The 22,459-nt window shown below is 72.3% G+C and carries 14 protein-coding genes and 1 riboswitch; of the genes, 7 read left to right on the top strand and 7 right to left on the bottom strand.

What is annotated here, in order from left to right; translation table 11 throughout:
* The first annotated feature begins 23 nt into the window (after positions 1–23).
* Positions 24–180: riboswitch (cyclic di-AMP (ydaO/yuaA leader) on the top strand.
* 11 nt (positions 181–191) lie between these two features.
* Both ACQHII_RS22975 and ACQHII_RS22970 read left to right on the top strand, forming a co-directional pair.
* Complete coding sequence (locus tag ACQHII_RS22975; protein WP_427921072.1) at positions 192–1,199, top strand: M23 family metallopeptidase; 1,008 nt, start codon at positions 192–194, stop codon at positions 1,197–1,199.
* A gap of 66 nt (positions 1,200–1,265) precedes the next feature.
* Positions 1,266–2,210 carry an aldo/keto reductase gene (locus ACQHII_RS22970; protein WP_427921071.1) on the top strand — a complete coding sequence of 315 codons (945 nt, stop codon included), beginning with the start codon at positions 1,266–1,268 and terminating at the stop codon, positions 2,208–2,210.
* Between the two features lie 6 nt (positions 2,211–2,216).
* Here the strand turns inward: ACQHII_RS22970 and ACQHII_RS22965 are convergent, their stop codons facing one another.
* The 4 genes from ACQHII_RS22965 to ACQHII_RS22950 form a co-directional block, all read right to left on the bottom strand.
* Positions 2,217–3,536 carry a PrsW family glutamic-type intramembrane protease gene (locus tag ACQHII_RS22965; protein WP_427921070.1) on the bottom strand — a complete coding sequence of 440 codons (1,320 nt, stop codon included), beginning with the start codon at positions 3,534–3,536 and terminating at the stop codon, positions 2,217–2,219.
* A 49-nt stretch (positions 3,537–3,585) separates the two neighbouring features.
* Positions 3,586–4,389 (bottom strand): tRNA (guanosine(46)-N7)-methyltransferase TrmB, encoded by an 804-nt coding sequence (gene trmB, locus ACQHII_RS22960; RefSeq protein ID WP_427921069.1) that lies wholly within the window; start codon positions 4,387–4,389, stop codon positions 3,586–3,588.
* 12 nt (positions 4,390–4,401) lie between these two features.
* Positions 4,402–5,661: an L-2-hydroxyglutarate oxidase gene (gene lhgO / locus ACQHII_RS22955; protein ID WP_427921068.1), complete on the bottom strand. Its 1,260-nt coding sequence runs from the start codon at positions 5,659–5,661 to the stop codon at positions 4,402–4,404.
* Between the two features lie 173 nt (positions 5,662–5,834).
* Positions 5,835–7,259, bottom strand: a complete 1,425-nt coding sequence (locus tag ACQHII_RS22950) for an MFS transporter (protein ID WP_200715240.1) — start codon at positions 7,257–7,259, stop codon at positions 5,835–5,837.
* Between the two features lie 671 nt (positions 7,260–7,930).
* Between ACQHII_RS22950 and ACQHII_RS22945 the strand changes: the two genes are divergently transcribed.
* Both ACQHII_RS22945 and ACQHII_RS22940 read left to right on the top strand, forming a co-directional pair.
* Positions 7,931–10,030, top strand: a complete 2,100-nt coding sequence (locus ACQHII_RS22945; RefSeq protein ID WP_019073891.1) for an asparagine synthase-related protein — start codon at positions 7,931–7,933, stop codon at positions 10,028–10,030.
* Between the two features lie 163 nt (positions 10,031–10,193).
* Positions 10,194–13,487, top strand: a complete 3,294-nt coding sequence (locus ACQHII_RS22940; protein ID WP_427921067.1) for a BTAD domain-containing putative transcriptional regulator — start codon at positions 10,194–10,196, stop codon at positions 13,485–13,487.
* Here the strand turns inward: ACQHII_RS22940 and ACQHII_RS22935 are convergent.
* Both ACQHII_RS22935 and ACQHII_RS22930 read right to left on the bottom strand, forming a co-directional pair.
* A complete protein-coding gene (locus ACQHII_RS22935) occupies positions 13,474–15,432 on the bottom strand; it encodes a sigma-70 family RNA polymerase sigma factor (protein WP_427921066.1) in 1,959 nt (652 codons plus the stop codon). The genes ACQHII_RS22940 and ACQHII_RS22935 overlap by 14 nt on opposite strands.
* Before the next feature lie 339 nt (positions 15,433–15,771).
* Complete coding sequence (locus tag ACQHII_RS22930) at positions 15,772–16,542, bottom strand: TetR/AcrR family transcriptional regulator (RefSeq protein WP_427921065.1); 771 nt, start codon at positions 16,540–16,542, stop codon at positions 15,772–15,774.
* A 377-nt stretch (positions 16,543–16,919) separates the two neighbouring features.
* Here ACQHII_RS22930 and ACQHII_RS22925 point away from each other — a divergent pair, with 377 nt between their 5' ends.
* Complete coding sequence (locus ACQHII_RS22925) at positions 16,920–18,287, top strand: NAD(P)/FAD-dependent oxidoreductase (RefSeq protein ID WP_427921064.1); 1,368 nt, start codon at positions 16,920–16,922, stop codon at positions 18,285–18,287.
* A gap of 235 nt (positions 18,288–18,522) precedes the next feature.
* Positions 18,523–20,181, top strand: coding sequence for an ATP-binding SpoIIE family protein phosphatase (locus tag ACQHII_RS22920; RefSeq protein WP_427921063.1), 1,659 nt, complete (start codon positions 18,523–18,525; stop codon positions 20,179–20,181).
* 1 nt (position 20,182) lies between these two features.
* Here the strand turns inward: ACQHII_RS22920 and ACQHII_RS22915 are convergent, their stop codons facing one another.
* The gene (locus ACQHII_RS22915; RefSeq protein WP_427921062.1) at positions 20,183–21,466 is read right to left on the bottom strand and encodes an MFS transporter; all 1,284 of its coding nucleotides are present in this window, start codon (positions 21,464–21,466) and stop codon (positions 20,183–20,185) included.
* Positions 21,467–21,564: 98 nt separating this feature from the next.
* Between ACQHII_RS22915 and ACQHII_RS22910 the strand changes: the two genes are divergently transcribed.
* Positions 21,565–22,113 (top strand): MarR family winged helix-turn-helix transcriptional regulator, encoded by a 549-nt coding sequence (locus ACQHII_RS22910; RefSeq protein ID WP_093628169.1) that lies wholly within the window; start codon positions 21,565–21,567, stop codon positions 22,111–22,113.
* The last annotated feature ends 346 nt before the right edge of the window (positions 22,114–22,459 follow it).

Genomic DNA, 22,459 nt, shown 5'->3' with positions numbered 1-22,459 from the left:
CCAGCCGTCACAAGAGACAGCTCCGTGCGCACGCGCCGAATTCCGCAAGGGAACCGGGGAACCACCACTTGGGGTGAATCGCACGTCGACAGTCGTGGGAACACGACCGGTTTACGCGCGTAGGAGACCTTCCTGCTCCGAACCCGTCAGCTAACCCGGTAGGCGAGAAGGAAGGAAAGGAGCACGCCCACGTGGCGTCCAACCAGGCTGCCCCAGAAGCCCCGTTCGTCTACGGCGGTTACCGCCCCGACGAGGGACCCTGGGAGGAGTGGAACCCCAGCGCGGAGACCGTTCCTCCCAACCGCGGCAAGCACCGTGTCGCCAAGCAGCGTGGTGGCGGAGGATTCGCCCGCAGCTCCACCGTCCTGGGCGTCGGTGTCATAGCCGCCGTCAGCGCCGGCGGGATGGCCAGCGCCAACACGGGCAAGCCGCCGGTCTCGATCTCCATGCCGGACCTGCCCAGCGTGGGTCACCTGCTCGACGACTCCCCCAGCACTCCCAAGGGTTCCGCGACCGCTCTCAGCAGCGTCGGCGTGACCACCACCGAGACCGCCAAGGGCACCTCGGACGCCGGTGAGCTGCTGCGCAACCGGATCATGGAACAGGCCGAGCTCCAGCAGCTCCAGGTCGACGGCAAGTCCCAGGCCGCCGCCGAGGCCGCCGTCGCCAAGCAGGTCGACGCCGCCGCCGCGAAGGCCGAGCAGGACGCCGCGAAGAAGGCCGCCGACGCGAAGAAGGCCGCGGAGGCCGCCGCCAAGAAGAAGGCCGAGGCCGTGAAGCTCGCCGCGCTGGCGAAGCAGTACACGCTGCCGGTCGTCTCGTACACGATCACCGGCACCTTCGGCCAGGCCGGCTCCATGTGGTCCTCCGGGTACCACACGGGCCTCGACTTCGCCGCCCCCACCGGCACGCTGATCAAGGCCATCCACAGCGGCACGGTCACCGAGGCGGGCTGGGCCGGGTCCTACGGCTACCGCACGATCCTCACCCTCGACGACGGCACCGAGCTGTGGTTCTGCCACCAGTCCTCGATCAACGTCAGCGTCGGCCAGAAGGTCGCCACCGGTGACGTCATCGGCCGCGTGGGCGCGACCGGCAACGTGACCGGGCCGCACCTGCACCTCGAGGTCCACATCAACGGCGCCGCCACCGCGAGCGACCCGGCGCCCTGGCTGCGCAGCAAGGGCCTCAACCCCTAAGGGTCTTAAGGGGCTTGGCTCAAGGGTCTGGAATATCCGGTTCCGGTCCGGCGGTTGAAGTGAGGCATGACTTCTCTTCGCAAGCTGGGCCGGTCCGACCTGGAGATCTTCCCGCTCAACCTCGGCGGCAACGTGTTCGGCTGGACCGCCGACGAGGCGACCTCCTTCGCCGTGCTCGACGCCTACGCCGCCGCGGGCGGCAACTTCGTCGACACGGCCGACTCCTACTCGGCGTTCGCCCCGGGCAACCAGGGCGGCGAGTCCGAGACCGTCATCGGCAAGTGGGTCAAGGCCCGCGGCAACCGCTCCGACGTCGTCATCGCCACCAAGGTCAGCCAGCACCCCGACTTCCCGGGCCTGTCCGCGGCCAACATCAAGGCCGCCGCAGAGGCCTCCCTGCGCCGCCTCGACACCGACCACATCGACCTCTACTACACCCACTTCGACCAGGTCGACGTGCCGGTCGAGGAGATCGTCGGCGCGCTGGACGAGCTGGTGAAGGCGGGCAAGGTCCGGTACATCGCCGCCTCCAACATCACGCCCGAGCGCCTCCAGGCCTCCCTCGACTTCTCCGACCGCGAGGGCCTGGCCCGCTATGTCGCGATCCAGCCCCACTACAACCTGGTCTCGCGCGACACCTACGAGGGCGAACTCCGGGACGTGGCCGAGCGCAACGGCCTCGCGGCCCTCCCGTACTTCGCCCTCGCGGCCGGTTTCCTCACCGGCAAGTACCGGCCCGGCACGACCGTGGACAGCCCGCGCGCCGGACGGGCCGCAGGCTACCTCGCGTCCGAGCGCGGCCAGCAGGTCCTGACCGCCCTGGACGAGGTCGCGGGAGCCCACGACGCCTCCGTCGCGACGGTCGCCCTCGCCTGGCTCGCCGCCCAGCCCACGGTCGCCGCCCCGATCGCCTCCGCCCGGAGCGTCGAGCAGCTCCCCCACCTGCTCGCCGCGGCCGAACTGTCCCTCACGGACGCCGAGATCGAGCAGCTGACCCAGGCATCGGCCTGAGGGTCGTCAGGACCGGTACGGGTTGTACGAGGGATACGGCGCCGCCGTGTTCCCGTACAACCCGTACACCGGCCACGGCGGCACCACCACCGGCACCGGCGGCGCGATCCGCCGCGCCGCGTACTCCAGCGCGGGCCGCGCCACCTCCCGCCGCTGCCACAGCTCGTGCAGCAACTCCCTTTCCCGTACGGCGAAGTCGGCGCCGGCGCGGCCCCGCGCGGCCCGGTGGCGCAGGAACGCCAGGGAGGTCGCGCAGGCCTCGTAGCGGGTCACCGAGCGGGCCCCGGGACGGCCGAGGTGGTGGCCGGCGTAGTCGCGGGCCAGGCTGCGGGCCCTCATCGAGCCGAGCACGAACGGTTCGACGGGCGTCAGCCAGCCCGCCAGGACATACACCGGCAACTCCTCGCGCACGGCGCGCAGTTCGCGTTGCCGGGTCCAGACCGCGAGCCAGGTCAGCAGGCCGAACGCGGGCACCATGAACAGGCCGTAGACCTCGAAGAAGCCGTACTGGCCGAAGGTCGAGGAGCCGTTCCAGACCGCGTGCATGCCCATCGCGAGGAGCAGGCCGGTCAGCGGGACCAGGACGCGGCGGACGGGCCGGCGGTCGGGGGAGAGCGCGGCGATGCCGAAGCCGATGCCGGTGAGGACGGTGAACAGGGGGTGCGCGAACGGGGACATGACGATGCGCACGAAGAAGGTCGCCGCCGTCACTGAGGTGAAACCGCGGTCACCGGTGAGCTGGTCGGTGCCGAAGGCGGTGCCGAGGTAGAGGATGTTCTCGGTGAACGCGAAGCCGGTGGCGGTGACCCCGGCTATCACCACCCCGTCGACGATCCCGGTGAAGTCCCGTCTGCGGAACAGGAAGACGAGCAGGACGGCCGCCGCCTTCGCCGACTCCTCCACGATCGGGGCTATCACCGTCGCGCCGAGCGTGTCCGCGCCGGTGGGGTCGGCGGTCGCCGTGGCTATCCATCTCGTGGCGAAACTGTTCGCGACGATCGCTATCAGCGCGGCGGCGCAGGCGCCCCAGGCGAAGGAGAACAGGAGATTCCGCCAGGGGCCGGGATCGACCCGGTCCAGCCAGCGGAACGCGGCGACCAGCAGCGGCACGGGCAGCACGGCGAGCCCGAGACCCACCAAGAACCCTTCCGTGCCGGTCTGTTGGCGAACGAGGGCGAGGATGACGAGCCCGGAGAGCGCGAGCAGCGTGATCAGCGCGCCGTAACGGACCCCCGTCCGGTGCCACCAGCGCCCGCGCGGCACGTGCCCGGGCACACCACCGGCCGGGTGGCCGGGGTGCGGTGGGTACGGCGAGTACGTGGCCACGGCATCGACCCTAACGAGGTAAGGGCACGGCCCGCGAGGGAGCCTGGCTTCAGCGCTGGTCGTCGTGGGGTACGCGACGGAACAGCAGATCGTTCACGACATGACCCTTGTCCAGTCCCTGCCCCTCGAAACGGGTCAGCGGCCGGAAGTCCGGACGAGGCGCGAAATCACCGTCGGGTTGGCTGTTCTCGAAGTCCGGGTGCGCGCCGAGCACTTCGAGCATCTGCTCCGCGTACGGCTCCCAGTCCGTCGCGCAGTGCACGGTCGCGCCGGGCCTGAGCCGGGTCGCGGCCAGCGTCAGGAACTCCTCCTGGATCAGCCGCCGTTTGTGGTGCCGCTTCTTCGGCCAGGGGTCCGGGAAGTAGACCCGCAGCCCGTCGAGCGAGTCCGGGGCGAGCATCTCGCGCAGCAGGATGATCGCGTCCCCGTTGGCGACCCGGATGTTGGAGAGCCCGTGGTGGTCGGCGAGGCCCAGCAGATTGCCCTGGCCCGGGGTGTGCACGTCGGCGGCGAGGATGTTCGTCGCCGGGTCGGCGGCGGCCATCTGCGCGGTCGCCTCGCCCATCCCGAAGCCGATCTCCAGCACGACGGGGTTGTCGTTCCCGAACAGCTCCCCGAAGTCGATGACCCGCCGCCCGTCGATGTCCAGCCCCCACTTGGGCCACAGCCGCTCCAGCGCATCGGCCTGCGCCGTCGTCACGCGACTGCGGCGCGGCTGGAAACTCCGGATGCGGCGCTCGTAGTGGGAGCCCGCAGGATCGGGCTTGGGGCCGTCGGGGAAACGGGGTTCGCCCCTGCGGGTGCGCTGCGCGGGCTGGGCGGGGGCGTTGGGGGTGTTGGGGGAGTCAGACACAATGGGTCGATTTTACGGGGAACGGGGAGCCGCCGGCCGCACCGGGAGCCGGACGCCGTCCTCCTGCTCCAGCACGGCCAGTGCCCGCCGGGCCACCTCTCTCCCGATCGGCAGCGACGCCGTGGCCGCCGGGCTCGGGGCGTTGAGGACGTGCACCGCGCGGGGGCCCTCCTTGATCAGGAAGTCGTCCACGAGGGTGCCGTCCCGGAGAACGGCCTGCGCCCGCACCCCGGCCGACGAGGGCGTGAGGTCGTCGGGCGTCACTGCGGGGAGCAGCCGCTGTACGGCACTGGTGAACGCGCTCTTGGAGAGTGACCGGCGCAGTTCCCCCGCCCCGTACTTCCAGTGCTGCCGGGCCATCCGCCACACCCCGGGCCAGGCCGCCGTGGTCGCGATCTCGCGGGGGCGTACGACACCCCAGCCGTAGCCCTCGCGGGCCAGCGCAGGCACCGCGTTCGGCCCCACGTGCACGCTGCCGTCGATGCCGCGCGTGAGGTGCACACCGAGGAACGGGAACGCCGGGTCCGGCACCGGATACACCAGGCCGCGCACCAGCTCGGGCCGCGTCAGCGTGTAGTACTCGCCGCGGAACGGCACGATCCGCATCCCGGGGTCGTCACCGGTCAGCCGGGCCACCTCGTCGCACTGGAGCCCGGCGCAGTTCACCAGCACGCGCGCGCGGACGATGTCTCCGCCCCCGGCACCGTCCGTCGTCCGGACGGCGACCCCGCGCTCCGGGCGCCGGTCGACATGCGCGACGCGCGCGCCGTAGCGGATCTCGGCGCCGGAGGCCTCGGCCAGGTGCCGGGCGACCGCGACGTAGTCGCAGATCCCGGTCGTGGCGACCTCTATGGCGGCCAGGCCCCGCACCTCCGGTTCGTACTCGGGGATCTGGGACCCGCCGAGCTCCCGCACCGGAATGCCGTTCTCCCGGCCGCGCTGCACGAGCGCGTGCAGGCGGGGCAGCTCGGCGCGCTCCGTGGCGACGATCAGCTTGCCGGTGACGGCGTGCGGAATGCCGTACTCCGCGCAGAACTTGACCATCTCGGCGGCCCCGCCCACCGCGTACCGCGCCTTGAGCGAGCCGGGCCGGTAGTAGATCCCGCTGTGGATCACCCCGCTGTTGCGGCCCGTCTGGTGGCGGGCGGGCCCCGCCTCCTTCTCCAGCACGGTCACCCGCGTCCCCGGCGCGGCCCGCCCGATCGCATACGCGACCGACAGCCCGACGATCCCACCCCCGACCACGAGCACATCACAGTCGTACCCGACCACCGCGCACCACCTCCCGCATCCGATAGTGCACTGCACCACTGACAGTGCCTTCAAACCCGGGGAAGGGCAGCCCGCTTAGGGGCGCGAGGCTGTGACATTTGCGGCTCCGCCGCGCGGGCGCGACCAGCCACAGTGCACCCGCACTCGCAAGACAACACAAACCAGGCAGATCCCTAGGCGGGCGCCATCAACAACGGCCGAGCCCGCTCCCGCAGCTCGACAACCCGAGGCTCATCCCCATACGGCTCCAGCCGATGCAGAAGATCCTTCACATACTCCGTCGTCCGCGCAGACGAGATGCGCCCGGCAACCTCCACCGCCCGCACCCCCTGCTCACAGGCCGCGTCGAGATTCCCCGACTCCAACTCGGCGACCGCGGAAACAACAAGCCGGAGACCATGCGAGCGCACGAACTCCTCCGTCGGCTTCGACAACGCCTGCTCGGTGAACCGCCGCACCTGCCGGGGCGCCTTCAGATCCCGATAGCACTCGGCCGCATCGGCGGCGAAGCGGTCGTAGCCGTAGAAGCCCAGCCAGGACGGATCGTTGTCACCCTCCCGCGACCGCTCCAGCCACCCCTCGGCGGCCTTCAGCGCCGCCCCGGCCGCCTGTGCGTCCCCCGCCTTCGCGTGGGACCGCGCCTCGACGAGCCGGAAGAAGCTCATGGTGCGGGCGGTGGCGAGCCCCCGGTTGCGCTCAAGTGCCGCCTGCGCGAGGTCGACACCCTCGTCGCCGAAGCCCCGGTAGGTCGCCTGGAGCGACATCGAGGCCAGGACATAGCCCCCCAGCGGCACGTCCGCCGCCGCGCGGGCGAGCCGCAGCGCCTGGATGTAGTACCGCTGCGCAGCTTCCTGCTGCCCGGTGTCGAAGGCCATCCACCCGGCGAGCCGGGTGAGTTCCGCGCTTGCGCCGAACAGGGCTCTGCCGACCTCGTCGGAGTACGAGCCGAGCAGCAGCGGTGCCGCCTCCACCCGCAGGCACTCCGGCACCATGGACGAACGCCAGTCGCCGCCCCCGTACTTGGAGTCCCACCGCCTGGCGTCCTCCGCGGCCTCCCGCAGCTTCTGCACATCGCTGTGGCCGACTTTCAGCGGTGCCCCGGAGCCCTCCGCGGAGTTGGCCTCGCGTGCCACCGAACTGTCGGCCGGGGTTATCAGCCACCGTGAGGCGGGCGTTGCGTATGCGCTGACTGCGAACGACCCTGCGAGGGACTGCCAGATGCCGCCGGAGCCGGCCCGGCGGCCGGCGAGGTCGAGGCGGTACAACTCCGTTGCGGAACGCACGGCTTGACCGACGTCCCGGGGGAATGCGAGGCCCACTTCCGGCGCGGGATCCGCGTCCGCCAGGCCGATCTCGTGGAGCGGCACCGGGCGGCCGAGCTTCTGGCCGATGGCGGCCGCGATGAGGTGCGGGGCGGCGCCCTGGGGCACCATTCCCTTCGACACCCAGCGCGCCACCGACGTCTTGTCGTAGCGAAGTGTCAACCCGCGTTGAGCGCCAAGATCGTTGACGCGACGCGCGAGTCCTGCGTTGCTGATTCCCGCGAGGGCGAGAACGGTGCCGAGTTTTTCGTTCGGCCCGCGTTGCTCCCTGGACATGCGCCACCCCTCGACACAGACGGCTGCCGCGCTGGCATAACCATGCGGCATTCGTAAACCCAGCGTAGTTCGCCGCATCCCAAGCGTTAAGGGGCATTGTTCCGGATGGCGGGATTGTGGTCCGTACGCGAGTGCGGGGTTTGCACGGAGGGTTGCGACGTGCCCCCGCCGTGTGGCCGTGCGCCCGTCCGTGCGCTCTTCTCCGGCCATCGCGGGAGCGCTTCGATGGATCGTGCGTGGGTCGGCCCGCTGTACTGGATCCAGTGGGCTGGGGGACACCGCCGCCTACATCCCCGCGGGCGGCGGACCGGTCCGGGAGGCGTACTCCGCCTCCCGGACTGTGCGCGGTGCGAAGCGGTGCGCACGGCATGTACGGAGCGTGCGCGAGCCTGTGCTCGTAACACCGATTTGGCCGAAAATCGCCCCCGCCTCTCGGTGCCGAATACCGCTCCTACCACGGGAGTTGAGGGCGCGTTAGGGGTTTTGGGGGAGCGTATCGGGGGCGCATTCACGTCGCGGACGTAGGGTCGTCGTTGTCCGGTTGTCCCTCGTCCAGGGCGTCTTCGCGCGATCTCAAGCGGCTTCTCCGGCCCTCCGGAAGGCGTCCTTCATGGCAGCATGGTGCCCAGTTCGTGCGGTGCACTGGTTGTCCACAGCCTGTGGAGGCGTCGATGCGGTGGTTGGTGGGATGGAGCAGTACCGCCGCTGGAGCCGCCGCGATCGGTTCGGCGGGAGCGACCGGACTCGACGGTGAGACGGTGCATCCGGTGGGGTCCCAACTCCTGTGGGGAGACCCGGATCCGCTGTGGGCGGTCGGCGACTGGCGGCCCGACGAGGTGCGCGTCGTGAAGGTCGACGCGGAGACCCGGATCGCGGTCCTCGGTACCTGCGGCGCCTCCGACGAGGAGCTGCGGCTGAGCCTGTTCTCCGCGCGCGGAGGGGCACTTCGGCATCTGACGGCCTGGTCGGGGAGTTACACGGCGGTCGTCAAGGTCGGCCGCCGCACCATGGTCTGCGGCGATCTCGCGGGCGCCAAGCCGGTGTTCTACACCCCCTGGGCCGGCGGTACGGCGTACTCGACCGCCGCGCTCCCGCTGGCCGACCTCATCGAGGCCAACCTCGACTTCGGGCACCTGGCGGCCCTGTTGGCCGCCCCGGACGTGCCCGCCGCGCTGCACGACTCCACGCCGTACGACGGCGTGCGGCGCATTCCGCCGGGGCATGCGCTGATCCTGCGCGCCGGGGCGCGTGAGATCGCCGGGTACGAGCCGGTCGCCTCCCTCGCCGTCGCCGCCGCGCCTGTCGACCCCGACAGTGCGGTCGACGCCGTACGGGACGCACTGGTCGACGCGGTACGTGCGCGCCTGTCCGCGCCCCGGCACGTTCCCGACATCGACCCGGGCCCGGTGCCCGGCATGGGACCCGCCGAACGGCGTGCCGCGCGCGGGATGCCCGTCCCCGGCATCGGCGCCGACCTCTCCGGGGGACCCGCCTCCGGAACGCTGGCCCTGCTCGCCGCCGGACTGCCCGGCGCGCCCGGCACGGTCCTCGGACACGGCACGGGCGCGGGCGAACGGCTTCTGGCCGTCACGTTCAACGATCTCGCCGTTCGCGGACGCGAGTCCGAGGTGGAGCGCGCGGGCACCCTCGCGGCCAACCCGCGCCTGCACCACGTAGTGGTCACCGGCGGCGAGGACGTCCTCCCGTACGCCGAACTCGACGGCCCCCTCACCGACGAACCCGGCCCCTCCCTGATCACCGCCGCCCGCCACCGCGCCCGGCTCGCCGCCGGCAGCGCCGACCACTTCACCGGCTACGGCGCCCGCCAGGTCCTGGACGCGCATCCCGCCCGTCTCGCGGATCTGCTGATGGACCGCAAACGGCGTCATCTGGTGCGCCCGGTGGCCGCGTTGGCGAAGGCGGACGGTTCGGTGATGGTCCCCGGGCGCGTGTACGGCGCGGCCCGCCGGCTGGCCCGTACCCCGTACGGCGCGGGTCTCGAGGTCCTCGCCGACCGGCTCCTCCAGAAGCGTTTCGACGAGCCGGGCGGTGCCGTCGGGGCCTCACTCGCCGCGCTCACCTGGGCCAGACCGGGGCCCGCCGCGCGTTGGCTGACCGGTGAGGCCCTGGCTGAAGTATCGGTTCGCCTACAAGGGGCGCCGAGCCGCCAGGGCCAGGGGGTCGGCCCGGGACAGCGCCCGGGCGACTTCCGCGCGCGGGCCGCGCTCGCCAGACACGCGGGGGACCTGCGCGTCCTGGAACAGGCCGCCGAGATCCGCTCCCAGCGCCTGCACATGCCCTTTCTCGACAACCAGGTCGTCCGGGCCTGCCGGACCCTCCCCGAGGCGCTACGCGTCCAGCCAGGGGCCCGCGCGGCCATCCTCCGTACGGTCCTGGAGGGCGCCGGTGTCGGCGACCTCCCGCCCGGCTGGGGCGCCCCCTCCCACGCGTCGGCGGCAGCCGCGTCCCGCACGGGACTCCGGGTGGCCGCGGACTCCCTGATGGCCCTCTTCGACACACCCCTGCTGGCACAGGCCGGCCTGGTCGAGGCCCGCGTCGTCCGCAAGGCGCTCCGCGCGGCGGCCCAGGGCGAACCCCTCCCCCTGGACGGCCTCGCGGACCTGGTCTCCCTGGAGCTGTGGCTCGGCCGCCTGCTGGCCCGCCGTGGCACCTGCTGGACGGGAACACCGGCACGCGCGCGTGCGGTACCGGCGGGGATCAGGCCGCAGCGGGGGGCGTTGGCTTCGGGCGGGGGAGCGGGAGTGGCCTGAGGGGGTCGCCAACGGGAGTCGCCCGAGAGGCACACCAGGTGGGAGCGGCCGGAGCGTCCCGCCACCACGACTTCGGGCAGCGCACCCGCACAAACCGCCCCAACCGCGGGCCCCGCCCACAAACGCCGTGACCTCGGCCCTTGTGCCCGGTGACAATGGCCCGGTGCGGTACGGAATCCTGGGCAGTACCCGGGCGGAGGACGAGCGGGGCGCCGTCGTGGCGCTCGGCGGTGCGCGGCTGCGCGCGCTGCTCGCCGCGCTCGCCCTGCACCCGGGGCGGATCGTCCCCTTCGGGACGCTGATCGACGAGGTGTGGGCCGACGAGCCTCCCCAGGACGCCCCGGCCGCCCTCCAGGCTCTCGTCGGCCGGCTGCGCCGTACCGTCGGCAAGGACGCGATCGTCTCCGAACCCGGCGGCTACCGGCTCGCGGCGAGCCGGGACGACGTGGACCTGTACGTCTTCGAACGGCTGGTGCGCCAGGGCACGGCCGCCCTGGAGCGCGGCGAGGCGACCGCCGCCGCCAGCGACCTCGGCGAGGCGCTCGCCCTGTGGCGCGGGCCCGCCCTCGCCGACCTCCCGGACCGCTCCGCCGCCGCCCGCCCGGACGCGCTGCGCGAGGAGGCCACCCGCGCGCGGGTCGAGGCCGACCTGCTGCTGGGCCGCGCCGCCGACGCCGTACCGGAGTTGAAGGAACTGACCGCGGCGCACCCGTACGACGAACCGCTGCACGCCCTCCTCATCCGCGCCCTGCGCGACTCGGGGCGGGGCGCCGACGCGCTGGCCGCCTACGAGGCCGCCCGGCGCGCGCTCGCCGACGGCCTCGGCGCCGACCCGGGGCCGGAACTGCGGGCCCTGCACGGCGAGTTGCTCAAGTCACCGGCTCCGGCCCGGTCGGCCCAGCCGGTCCGGCAGTCCGAACGCGACGGCAACCTGCGTCCGCGGCTTACCTCCTTCGTGGGGCGGGAACCCGAGATCGCCGCCATCCGTTCCGAAGTGCACAGGGCCCGCCTCGTCACGCTCACCGGACCGGGCGGCTCCGGAAAGACCCGTCTCGCCGAGGAAGCCGCCGCCGGGCTCCCGCAGGCGTGGCTGGTCGAGCTCGCCCGGCTCGACCGGCCGGAGGCGGTGCCGGGCGCGGTGGTCAGTGCCCTCGGTCTGCGCGAGACCGTACTGATGACCACCGAGCTGGCGGTCCCGCAGGACGACCCCGTCGCCCTGCTGATCGAGTACTGCGCGGCGCGCAGCCGACTCCTGATCCTTGACAACTGCGAACATGTCATCGGCACGGCGGCCGACCTCGCCGAGATCCTCCTGACCCGCTGCCCGGGGCTCACGATCCTCGCCACCAGCCGTGAACCCCTGGGCGTCCCCGGCGAGTCGGTGCGCCCGGTCGAACCCCTCGTCCCCGACCAGGCCCACCGCCTCTTCGCGGAGCGCGCCGCCGCCGTCCGCCCCGACGCGGCGGCCGTGCTCCAGGACACCGAAGCGGTCACGGAGATCTGCCGGCGCCTCGACGGCCTGCCCCTGGCCATCGAACTCGCCGCCGCCCGGCTGCGGTTGCTCACCCCCCGCCAGATCGCCGACCGCCTGGACGACCGCTTCCGTCTGCTCACCTCCGGCAGCCGTACGGTCCTGCCCCGCCAGCAGACCCTGCGGGCCGTCGTCGACTGGTCCTGGGACCTCCTCGACGAGCACGAGCGGACCCTGCTGCGCGAGGTCTCCGTGTTCGCCGGCGGCTGGGACCTCGCGGCGGCGGAGAGCGTGTGCACCGGCCCCGCGGCGGACCTGATCGGCGCCCTCGTCGACAAGTCCCTGATCGTGGCCACCCCGGGGGAGGCACCCGAGGGCATGCGCTACCGCACGCTGGAGACCATCCACGAGTACGCCGTCGAGCGCGCCGCCGAGACCCCGGCCCTGCGTACGGCGGCCGAGCGCCGACACCGGTCCTGGGTACGCGCCCTCGTCGAGGAGGCCGAGCCCCTGCTCCGCTCCTGGGAGCAACTCCCGTGGATCGCCCGCCTGGAGACCGAGCTCGACAACTTCCGCGCGGCCCTCGACCGGACGATCACCGCAGGCGACGAGGAAGAGGCGGGCGCCCTGGCCCTCGCCGTCGGCTGGTTCTGGTGGCTGCGCAACTACCGCCGGGAGGGCGTCGACTGGACCGAGCGCATCCTCGCCCTGATCCCGTCGCCGGACCCCGGCACGACCGCCGCCGCCCCGGATCCCGGCACGGCTGCCCCCGACCCGTTCGGCGCCTACCTCGCCGCCCCGGACGCCGACGCCGACCACCCCCTGCGCACCCAGCGCATGAACCTCCGGATGCTGCACCTCTTCCTGGGGGCCGAGTCCGGCGCCCTGGACCACCTGCCGAACGGACTGCGGGACGAGCGGCTGCGGCGGTACGTCTCGTCGGTGCAGGCATTCTTCGCCGGCGGCGGACCGGCCGCGGCGCGGATGCCGGGGCTCGCGTGGCCGTTCACCGCGTACTTCCTGCGCGACACGATGGACATCCGGGACGTCATGGACGTGGCGGTCGCCAACGCCCGTGCCCACGGCGGGGATTGGGAGGTCGCCGTCATCCTGATGTTCCGCACGCACATGGTCGTCGACTCCCCGGGCGGGATGGCGGGCGTCGACGACGACCTGGCGGAACTGCGCGCGCTCTGCCGACGCGTCGGCGACCGCTGGGTGCGGGCCCAGGTGTCCAGCGCGGTCGGCGAGGCCGCCATGGGCCGCGGCCGGTTCGAGGAGGCCAAGGGGGCCTACGAGGAGGCGCTCGCGCTCGCCTACGAGGTCGGCGCCCACACCGAGACGCCGTTCCTCATCGCCCGGCTCGCCGAACTGGCCTTCCGCGCGGGTGACCGCGAGGCCGCGATCGCGGGCCTGGACGAGGCGACCGAGGCCTCCGACCGGCACGGCGTCGCGGACGCCCACGCGTTCATCCAGCTGCTGCGCGCGCACATCGCCCTGGAGGACGGGGACGTGGCCCACGCCCGCGCGCTCTGCGAACAGGCCCGTGAGGAGAGCGGTCGCGGCACACCGCCGCCCCAGTTCCGGGCGGCGCTGGGCGCGGTCGACGCCCTGGTCACGGCCGCCGAGCGCGGCCCCGCGCGCGGGTTGGCGGCGATGGCCGGCGCCCTGCGCGAGGCGGTGGAGCTGCGCTGCGCCGAGGTGGTCACCGCGGCCCTGATGGACTTCGCGGCGACGCTCCTCGCCGAACTCGGTGAACTCCCGGGCGCCGTAAGGCTGTTCGCGGCGGCCGACCGGTTGCGCGGCGGCCATCCGCGCCCCATGCCCGAGCGCGCCCGGACCGAGCGCATCGAGGAGACCGCCCGCGCCGCACTGGGCGCCGAGCGCTACGCCGCCGAGCGCGCCCGGGGCGAGTCCCTCACCGTGGACGAGGTGCTGACCGAACTGCCGTATCCGGAACCGGATCCGGGCCCTACTGGCAGGTGAACTTCGACTCCGCCCAGTCGGCGAGCGCCAGGTCGTCGAAGGAACTGCGCGGCTCGACCACCAGCCGTACGGTCTTGCGCCCGGCGAGACCCACATGGACCGGCACGGCCGGGTCCCCGCCGTCGATCTCCCCGGAGCTCCACAGCCGGACCCCGTCCGCGTACACCGAGAAGTAGACCTTGCCGAGCCCGAGCATCATGTCGTCGACGCCGACCTCCGCGTCGTAGGAGACGCACTGCCGGTTGAGGTCGATCGTCACGGAGGAGCGGCCGTGCACGGTGACCCCGTGGGTGTAGCGCGTGCCGCCGATCGAGACGCCGTAGCGCTGCCACACCCAACTGCTGTCGCCGAGCCGGATCTCCGGGGCGGTGCCGTCGCCGTTGACGTTGTACGAGAGCTCGCTCACCTGGAAGATCGTCGGCGCGGGTGGGGGCGTCGGGGTCGGTGTGGGGGTGTGCGTCGGTGTAGGCGTGGGCGTGGGCCGAGGAGTTGGTGTCGGAGTCGGGGTGGCCCTAGGGGTCGGCGTCGGCTTGGGGGTGGGCGTAGGCGTCGGGCTCGGGGTGGGGGTCGGCTCGGGGGCCAACACCGCCGGTTCCTGGGAGGGTTGCTTCTTCGGAGGCGTCGGTGTCGGCGGCTCGGGCTTGACTACGGGAGAGGAGGAGGGGGCCGGCTTGGCCTCGGGCGGCTTCGTCGCACTGTCGTGGTTGGCCAGCGCGAACGCCACCGCCGCGACCACCCCCACCGCGACCACACCGGCCGCGATGCCCGCCTTCACCGGCGCGCCGAGCCCCTCGGAGGCCGCCGCGCCACCGGCACCGGCCCCGCCCGACGAGCTGCCGCCGGCCGCCGCGGACGCACCGGCGGCACCCGCCCCGCCGGACGAACTCCCGCTCGCCGCCGCGGCGGCGCCCGCCGCACCGGCCGCTCCCGCTCCCGCGCCGCCCGCGATGAGCGCGACCGCCTTGGCGTACCCGGCGGCGCCGAACCAGCCGATGACCGCGACCGGGACGACCGCCGGGATCCCGCTGGCGACCTCCTCGATCTGCAGCGCGGCCAGCCGGCACTTGGTGCACTCCTCCAGGTGCTTGCGCAGCCCCCGCTCGGCACGCGTGCGCAGCCGGCGGCGGGCGTAGGTGCCGAGCTGGTCGGCGTAGCGCGCGCACTCCTCGTCGTCGGTGAGGGTGGCGCTGACATGGGCCTGGAGGTATGCCTGCTTGAGGCCCTCACGGGCCCGGCTGGCCAGCACGCGCGTGCCGTTGGCGTCGAGCCCGAAGAGCGTGGCGACCTCGCTCGGCGACTCGTCCTCGACCTCGGTGTGCCACAGCACGGCCTGCCACCGCTCGGGCAGCGACCGGAACGCCCGCATGGCCATGGACTGCTCGGCCTCGTGCATGGCCCGTACATCGGCGCCGAGGTCCAGTGTGTCGTCGTCCGACACTTCCGACACCCGCGCGGACTGCGCGGCGAACACCGCGAAGTCGTCGACGAGCTGCTCCCGCTTCGCCGACTTCGTCCAGTTCGCGGCGACGCGCCGGACGGAGGTCAGCAGATAGGCGCGTACGGCGTGCTCGGGCCCGGAGCCGCCGCGCACCGCCTGGAGCATGCGGGCGAAGACCTCGGCGGTCAGGTCGTCGGCGGTGTGGGCGTCCCGGCAGCAGGTGCGGGCGTAGCGGCGCACGGCGTCCGCGTGGCGCCGGTACAGCTCCTCGTACGCCGTGTCGTCACCGGCGCGCATCCGCTCGATCAGCGAGGCGTCGGCCGTGGGCCGCTCCAGCGGCGGCGGCAGGACGCTGCCCTCGCGCTGCGGCGGGACGCTGCCCTCGCCGGGATCGGTGTCCTGGGGGACGCCACTGGGCCCGCCCTGGCTCGGCACCTGTGGTGAGGTCAGCCCACCGGCCTCCGGGTCACCGTCACCCAGTGGCTCGTCCCGCCCGTCAACGCTCATCGCGGAAAGCCCCCGCCGCCTGCCCAACCAGTCCAGAACACCGGGTCAGCGTAGCCATATTGGCTTTTGTTCAGGACCCCGTCGTACGGACCTTCCACTCGTCCGTGGGGACTTCCCGCAACGCAGTACTAGCGTTCACCTCTTCGGGGAAGGCTCAACTCTCGCCTCCGGAAAGGGAGTTGGCATCGATGCCCGAAATGCCCGGAACGCTCCCGGGCATCACTCGGGGCGCGGGCCGCGCAGCGCCCACGCACCACAGTCACCTATTCGAGTCACCCGCCAACAGGCCTCCCGACCCCGAAGAGCCGACCCCGAAGAGCCGACCCCGGAGGGTCGTCCTCACAGGGGCCGCGACCGCAGCCCCTCCAGCAGAATGTCCAGCAACCGCGCCGACGCAGCCGCCTGCTGTGCCGCGTCCGGCAGCGAGGGCGCCGCCGTGGCGATCACCAGCAGCACGTCCGACACCGAGACGTCCGGCCGCAGCTGACCCGCCGCCCGCGCCCGGTCCACGAGCTGCCCCACGACCTCCAGCAGTGCCGCCGCCCCGGCGTCGTCGACCACCGAGCCCAGGGACCCCGCCGACTCCTCCGGCACCAGCCGCAGCTCACCCGTGCCCGGCTGGGTCCGCTGCTGCGGCACCCGCGCCTCGTCCAGCAGGGAGCCCTCGGCGCCCTCGTCGGCGACGCCCACCCGCAGCACCTGCGGCGGCAGCAGCCGCCCGGCACCCGAGGCCACCGACGTCCGCAGGAAGCGCGACAGCGCCGACCACGGCTCGTCCTCCTGGCCGAGCGCCGAACGCGCCTGGTCGGTCAGCCGGGAGGTCTCCTCCTCGGCTATCCGGCGCACCAGGACGTCCTTGCTCGGGAAGCGCCGGTACACCGTGCCGACACCGACCCGCGCGCGCCGCGCCACGTCCTCCATCGGCGCGCCGTAGCCCAGCTCGCCGAAGACCTCACGCGCCGCCCGCAGCACGTGCTCAAGATTGCGCTGTGCGTCCACGCGCAACGGCGTCGTCCGCGAGCTGTCCCCGCGTCCGTTTCCCGTCGCACCGACCGCGGCGCCGGATGCGACGGCAGACGCGGATGTCCAATGAGAGTCCTGAATATGCATACACGTTCCCCCGGTTAATGACGTCTCCCCCCGGAGACTCCCCGCCATTGGCAGCCGGAGCATCGTGAGACAAGCCCGGTTCACGAACCACGCTTCTCGCGGGCTCGTTGAGCGCATCCCCCTTCACCCCGTCGACACACGAACATAGTTGAGAGGGGGTCAATTCAGAAGGGGCAGGTTCCGCACGGAGCGCCCCCCGATCGGAGTACGGGTCGCATACATCCCGATTGCGCCCCCCAAGGTCACCCCGATCACCCCCACTGACCTGCGCACCTGCCCCGTACTCCGGCAATTCCGGCGCCCGCGCGCGGCCTCCCCCGCCGGTCACACAATTTGTCGAGCCTGTGGACAAACTCCAGCGCCGGGTGCGTCATGGGATGGTGAAGGAACGCGCGCGCATTCTCGTTGTCGGTGGCGGCTACGTCGGGATGTACACGGCCCTGCGCCTTCAGAAGAAGTTGAAACGTGAAATCAGGCGCGGGCAGGTCGAGATCACCGTCGTCTCCCCCGACCCTTACATGACGTATCAGCCGTTTCTCCCCGAGGCCGCCGCCGGTTCGATCTCCCCCCGCCATGTCGTCGTCCCGCTGCGCCGCGTCCTCGACAAGTGCCGGGTCGTCATCGGCGAGGCCACCGCCATCGACCACGGCAAGCGCACCGCGACCCTCAGCACCCTCGCCACCGAGGAGGAGGGCACCGGCACCGAAGAGCTGCCGTACGACGAACTCGTCCTGGCCCCCGGCTCCATCTCCCGCACCCTGCCCATCCCCGGTCTCGCCGAGCACGGCATCGGCTTCAAGACCGTCGAGGAGGCCATCGGCCTGCGCAACCACGTCATCGAGCAACTGGACATCGCCTCCTCCACCCGCGACCCCGCGATCCGCGACGCGGCCCTGACCTTCGTCTTCGTAGGGGGCGGTTACGCCGGCGTAGAGGCGCTCGGCGAACTGGAGGACATGGCCCGCTACGCCGTGCGCTACTACCACAACGTCCAGGCCGACGACATGAAGTGGATCCTCGTGGAGGCCTCGAACCGCATCCTCCCCGAGGTCGGCGAGGAGATGGGCACCTACACCGTCACCCAGCTCCGCAGACGCAACATCCAGGTCCTCCTGGAGACCCGCCTCGCCTCCTGCGCCGACCGCGTCGCCGTACTCGACGACGGCCAGCGCTTCCCCACCCGCACGCTCGTGTGGACGGCCGGCGTCAAACCCCACCCCGTCCTCGCCGCCACCGACCTCCCGCTCACCGCGCACGGCCGCCTCGAATGCACCGCCGAGCTGACGATCGAGGGCGCCACGCACGCGTGGGCAGCGGGAGACGCGGCAGCCGTCCCCGACGTGACCGCCGACGCGCCCGGCACCGACACCGCCCCCAACGCCCAGCACGCGGTCCGCCAGGCCAAGGTCCTCGGCGACAACATCGCGCACTCCCTGCGGGGCGAACCCCTCCAGACGTACGCCCACAAGTACGTCGGCTCGGTCGCCTCCCTGGGACTCCACAAAGGTGTCGCGCAGGTCTACGGACGGAAGCTGAAGGGCTACCCTGCCTGGTTCATGCACCGCGTCTACCACCTCAGCAGGGTCCCCACCTTCAACCGCAAGGCCCGCGTGCTCGCCGAATGGACCCTGGCGGGGCTCTTCAAACGGGAGATCGTCTCTCTCGGTTCACTCGAACACCCGCGAGCCGAGTTCGAACTCGCGGCCGGTGGGAAGCCTCCGCACGACCCGAAGGGGTCGAACTGACCGGACCGAGGAACTCCACCGGCGGCCGGGGCGTCTGACGAATATCGGCCCGGTCCGCCACACTGCCAGACTGGTCCCCGACTTCGGACGGGCCCGCGCCCGCCCGTCCCACCCAAGAGGCTCTCCCCACTGTGCTGCATCCCCCGGCGACCGATGTGCGGCCCCCGCCGCGCGGCCCCCGGACCCCCGGCAGGGTCCGCAACCGGCCGACGACACCTACACGAGGCAAGGATTCGTGAACTTCACGCGCTGGAGCGCCCGGCTCCCCGGAACGCAGCGCCGCGCCGCAGCGCGGACCGACCACCAGGTCACCCCGGACCGCCGGGGCGAGGGCTCCGTCCCCGCGGCCCGCGCCGAGCAGCTCACCGACGAGCCGCCGCCCACCCCCGCCGTCGACGACCTGCCCGTCCGCGAGGTCCTCGACCGCGTCCCGGCCCTCGTCGCCCTGGTGCACGGCCCCGACCAGCGCATCGCGTACGTCAACGACGCCTACGTGGCCGCCTTCGGCGACCGCCCCCTGGGCGCACCGGCCCGCGAGGCCCTCCCCGAGCTCGACGAACTCGGCCTGCTCCCGCTCCTCGACCAGGTCCTGCGCAGCGGCAAACCCCGCACCCTCAAGTCCCGCAAGGCCCCCGGCGGCCGGTCCTACACGTTCACCTCCACCCCGGTCGCCAAGAGCGCCGACGGCGGCGAAGGCGGCGTCCTGATCTTCGCCACCGACGTCACCGACCATGCCGAGGCCGCCGAGCGCCTGCGCACGAGCGAGCGCCGCCAGCGCGAGACGGCGGTGACCCTCCAGCGCTCGCTCCTCCCGCAGGAACTTGAAGAGCCCGACGACCTGCGCATCGCCGCCACCTACCAGCCCGGCGGCACCGAGGCCGCGGTCGGCGGCGACTGGTACGACGTCATCACCCTCGGCGGCGGCCGCACCGCCCTCGTCATCGGCGACGTCATGGGCCGAGGCGTCCGCGCGGCGGCCGTCATGGGCCAACTCCGCACCGCCGTCCGCGCGTACGCCCGCCTCGACCTGCCCCCGCACGAGATCCTCCAGCTCCTGGACGGCCTCGCCACGGAGATCGACGCCAACCAGATCGCCACCTGCGTGTACGCCATCTTCGACCCGAACGAGGGCCGCCTGGTGTACGCCTCCGCCGGCCACCTCCCGATCCTCGTCCGCGACGAGACCGGCACGGTCCAGCGCGCCGACGAACCCACCGGCCCCCCACTCGGCACCGGCGGCTGGATCCACTCCTCGGGCTCGATCCCGCTCAGCCCCGGCTCCACGGCGGTCCTCTACACGGACGGCCTGGTGGAACGCCGGGACGAGGACCTCGACGAGGGAATCGCCTCCCTGGAACGTGCGTTGGCCGGCGCCACCGGCACTCCCCAGGTCGTCTGCGACCGCCTGGTCCGCTCGATGGGCGTCACCGCCGACCACGACGACGACGTGGCCGTCCTGGTCGTCCAGCACCCGACCCACACCGGCCACGACGGCGACCTCTTCCGCAACGCGGCCCTGGAGCTTCTCGGCGGGGTAGAAGCAGCCCCACGCGCGCGTGCCTTCGCCTCCGGAGTCCTCACCAGCTGGCGCTTCCCCACCGAACTGCACGACCTGGGCGTCCTGGCCGCCAGCGAGCTGGTCGCCAACAGCCTCCAGCACGGCACCCCACCCATGCGCCTACGGCTCCGCCGCACCGACCGCCGCCTGATCGTCGAGGTCACGGACGGCGACGACCACCTCCCGCGCCGCCGCCGCGCGGAACCGGCGGACGAGTCGGGCCGAGGCATCGCGATCGTGGCGACCATCGCCACCACCTGGGGCTCCCGCCGCACTCCGGGCGGCGGCAAGGCCGTCTGGTGCGAGTTCGTACTCCCCAAGACGGCCCAGGTATGACCTACGCGTCCACACCCACCGGCTCGGCAGCCCCCCGAGCCACCACCAGACTCCCCTTGGCCCGCCACGGCTGATCCTGTACGGCGGTCAGCTGCCGCCCCAGGCGCAGGGCGAGCACGCTGATCCCCAGCGAGAACACGAAGAACATCACGACGTACGGCCCCGGCAGCGAGGCACCCAGCGGCCCGCCCACCGCGGGCCCCACGGCCAGCGCGAGCTGCTTCACCAGGGCGAAGGCCGAGTTGTACTGCCCGGCCATCCCCTCCGGCGCCAGATCGGCGACCAGCGGCGCGACGGTCGGCGACAGCATCGCCTCACCGAGCCCGAACAGCGCGTACGTCGACACGAAGGCGGCCGTGGCCATCTCCTGACTCCCGTGCCCGAGCCCGGCATACCCGGCGGTGACCCACGCCAGCGCCCAGATCAGCCCGACCCCGGCGATCACCCTGGACCGTCGCCGCCGCTCGACGAACTTCAGCACGGCGAACTGTGCGACCACGATCATCGCGGTGTTGGCGGCCAGCGCGGTCCCAAGGGCGGACGTAGAAATGCCAGCGGCTTCCACCCCGTACGCACTCAGCCCGGACTCGAACTGCCCGTAGCAGGCGAAGAACATGACGAAGCCGAGCACACCCAGCTGCACCATGGCCCGATTCCCGAGCAGACGCTTCCACGCACCCTTGGCCGACTGCGAGGGAGCGTCCCCGATGACCGGCGAGTGCGGCATCCGCACGCTCGCCATCACCCCGGCGAGCACCAGGAACATCGCCGCTTCGATCCCGAACAGCAACGTGAACGACGACGCACTGGTCGCGTCGACCAGATGACCCCCGATGAGCCCACCGACACCGAGCCCGAGGTTCTGCAGAAAGAACTGCATGGCGAACGCCCGCGACCGCGTCTCGGCCGTCGAACACTCCACGATCATCGTGGCAAGCGCCGGCTGCATCACGGCCTGCCCGGCCCCGAGCGCAGCGGCCGACACCAGCACCGCTGTCGCCGTACCCGCCAGCCCCAGACTCATCGCCCCTACGGCGGCCAGGACCAGGGCGACGAGCAGAACCGGCCGCGGGCCCCGCCGGACGATGGCCCGCCCGGCGAACGGCAGCACGATCAACGCGGCCACGGCGAAGACGGCGAGGACGAGCCCCGCCGTCATACCTCCAAGGCCCCGCACCTGCGCCACATAGACGTACAGGTACGGGACCGTGAAGCCGAGCCCGAACGCGCTGAGTGCGTTGCCCACGTGGATCCGGCGCATCGCTGCGCCCATCGCCCTGGTCACGTTCACCTCAATCAACTAGTTAGATCTGAAGACTTAGAACCTAAAGAGTACATACTCAAGGACTTCAAGGCAAAGGAAGCCCGTGCCATACTGCGCGCATGGCCGACACCAGCGGCGTCCCGGAGCCGACGCTCGATGAACAGATCGCCGCCTACCAGCGCGAATTCCGGGACCTCGACCCCCAGGTCGAGAAGATCGTCTCGGCTCTGGGCCGCCTCAACCGCCGCATGAACGTCGCCTACGGCCGCCAGACCGCGAACCTCGGCATCAGCAGCGCCGACTGGGAGGTCCTCAAGGCCCTCGTCCTCGCCGGCGACCCCTATCGGATGGGCCCCAGCGACCTCGCCAAGCGCCTCGGCCTCACGCCGGCCGCGATGACCCACCGGATCGACCGCATGGTCTCCGAGGGGCTGGTCACCAGGGAGCGGGACGAGTCCAACCGAGTCCGCGTGATCGTGGAGCTGACTCCCGAGGGCCGCGGCAAGTGGCTGGAGGCGATGCGCATGGCGACGGTCTTCGAGGAGGACCTGCTCCAGGACCTGTCGCCGGACGAGCGCACCGTCCTCGGTGAGGTCCTCACCCGGCTGCTGCGTAGGGTGGAGCACGCCCAGCCAGACGCGGGCGGGCGCCTGAGCGACCTGGACTGAGTGGTCTCCGGGCCGCCTCTGACTTGCCTCCGACTCGCCCAGGAAAAGATCTTGACAGGGGTAGTTGACACACCCCTCGCCGATCCGTAAAGTTCTTCGGGTTGCCGCCGAGCCGTAACGGTTCTCCGGTGGCACCTCCGCCGCGACAGCGGCAACCCAAACCATCCGCACGATCTCCCAACGGGATTGATTTCGGCGTGCCCGAATTCAATTCGATTTGGGCTCGGCTGTGTTCGATCAGGTCACTGGACCTCGATTGGAACTCCGCCGGGGGAATCGGCTAAGGTTTGAGACGTCGGAACGGCCCAACGGCCGGGATGGCAGCCCACTCTGACTGGGAGTCAGG

Source organism: Streptomyces sp. cg40, assembly GCF_050320165.1.
GTDB classification, from domain to species: domain Bacteria; phylum Actinomycetota; class Actinomycetes; order Streptomycetales; family Streptomycetaceae; genus Streptomyces; species Streptomyces hokutonensis.
Note: the sequence above shows the minus strand (reverse complement) of the source record. Positions and strands in the feature narration are given on the sequence as shown.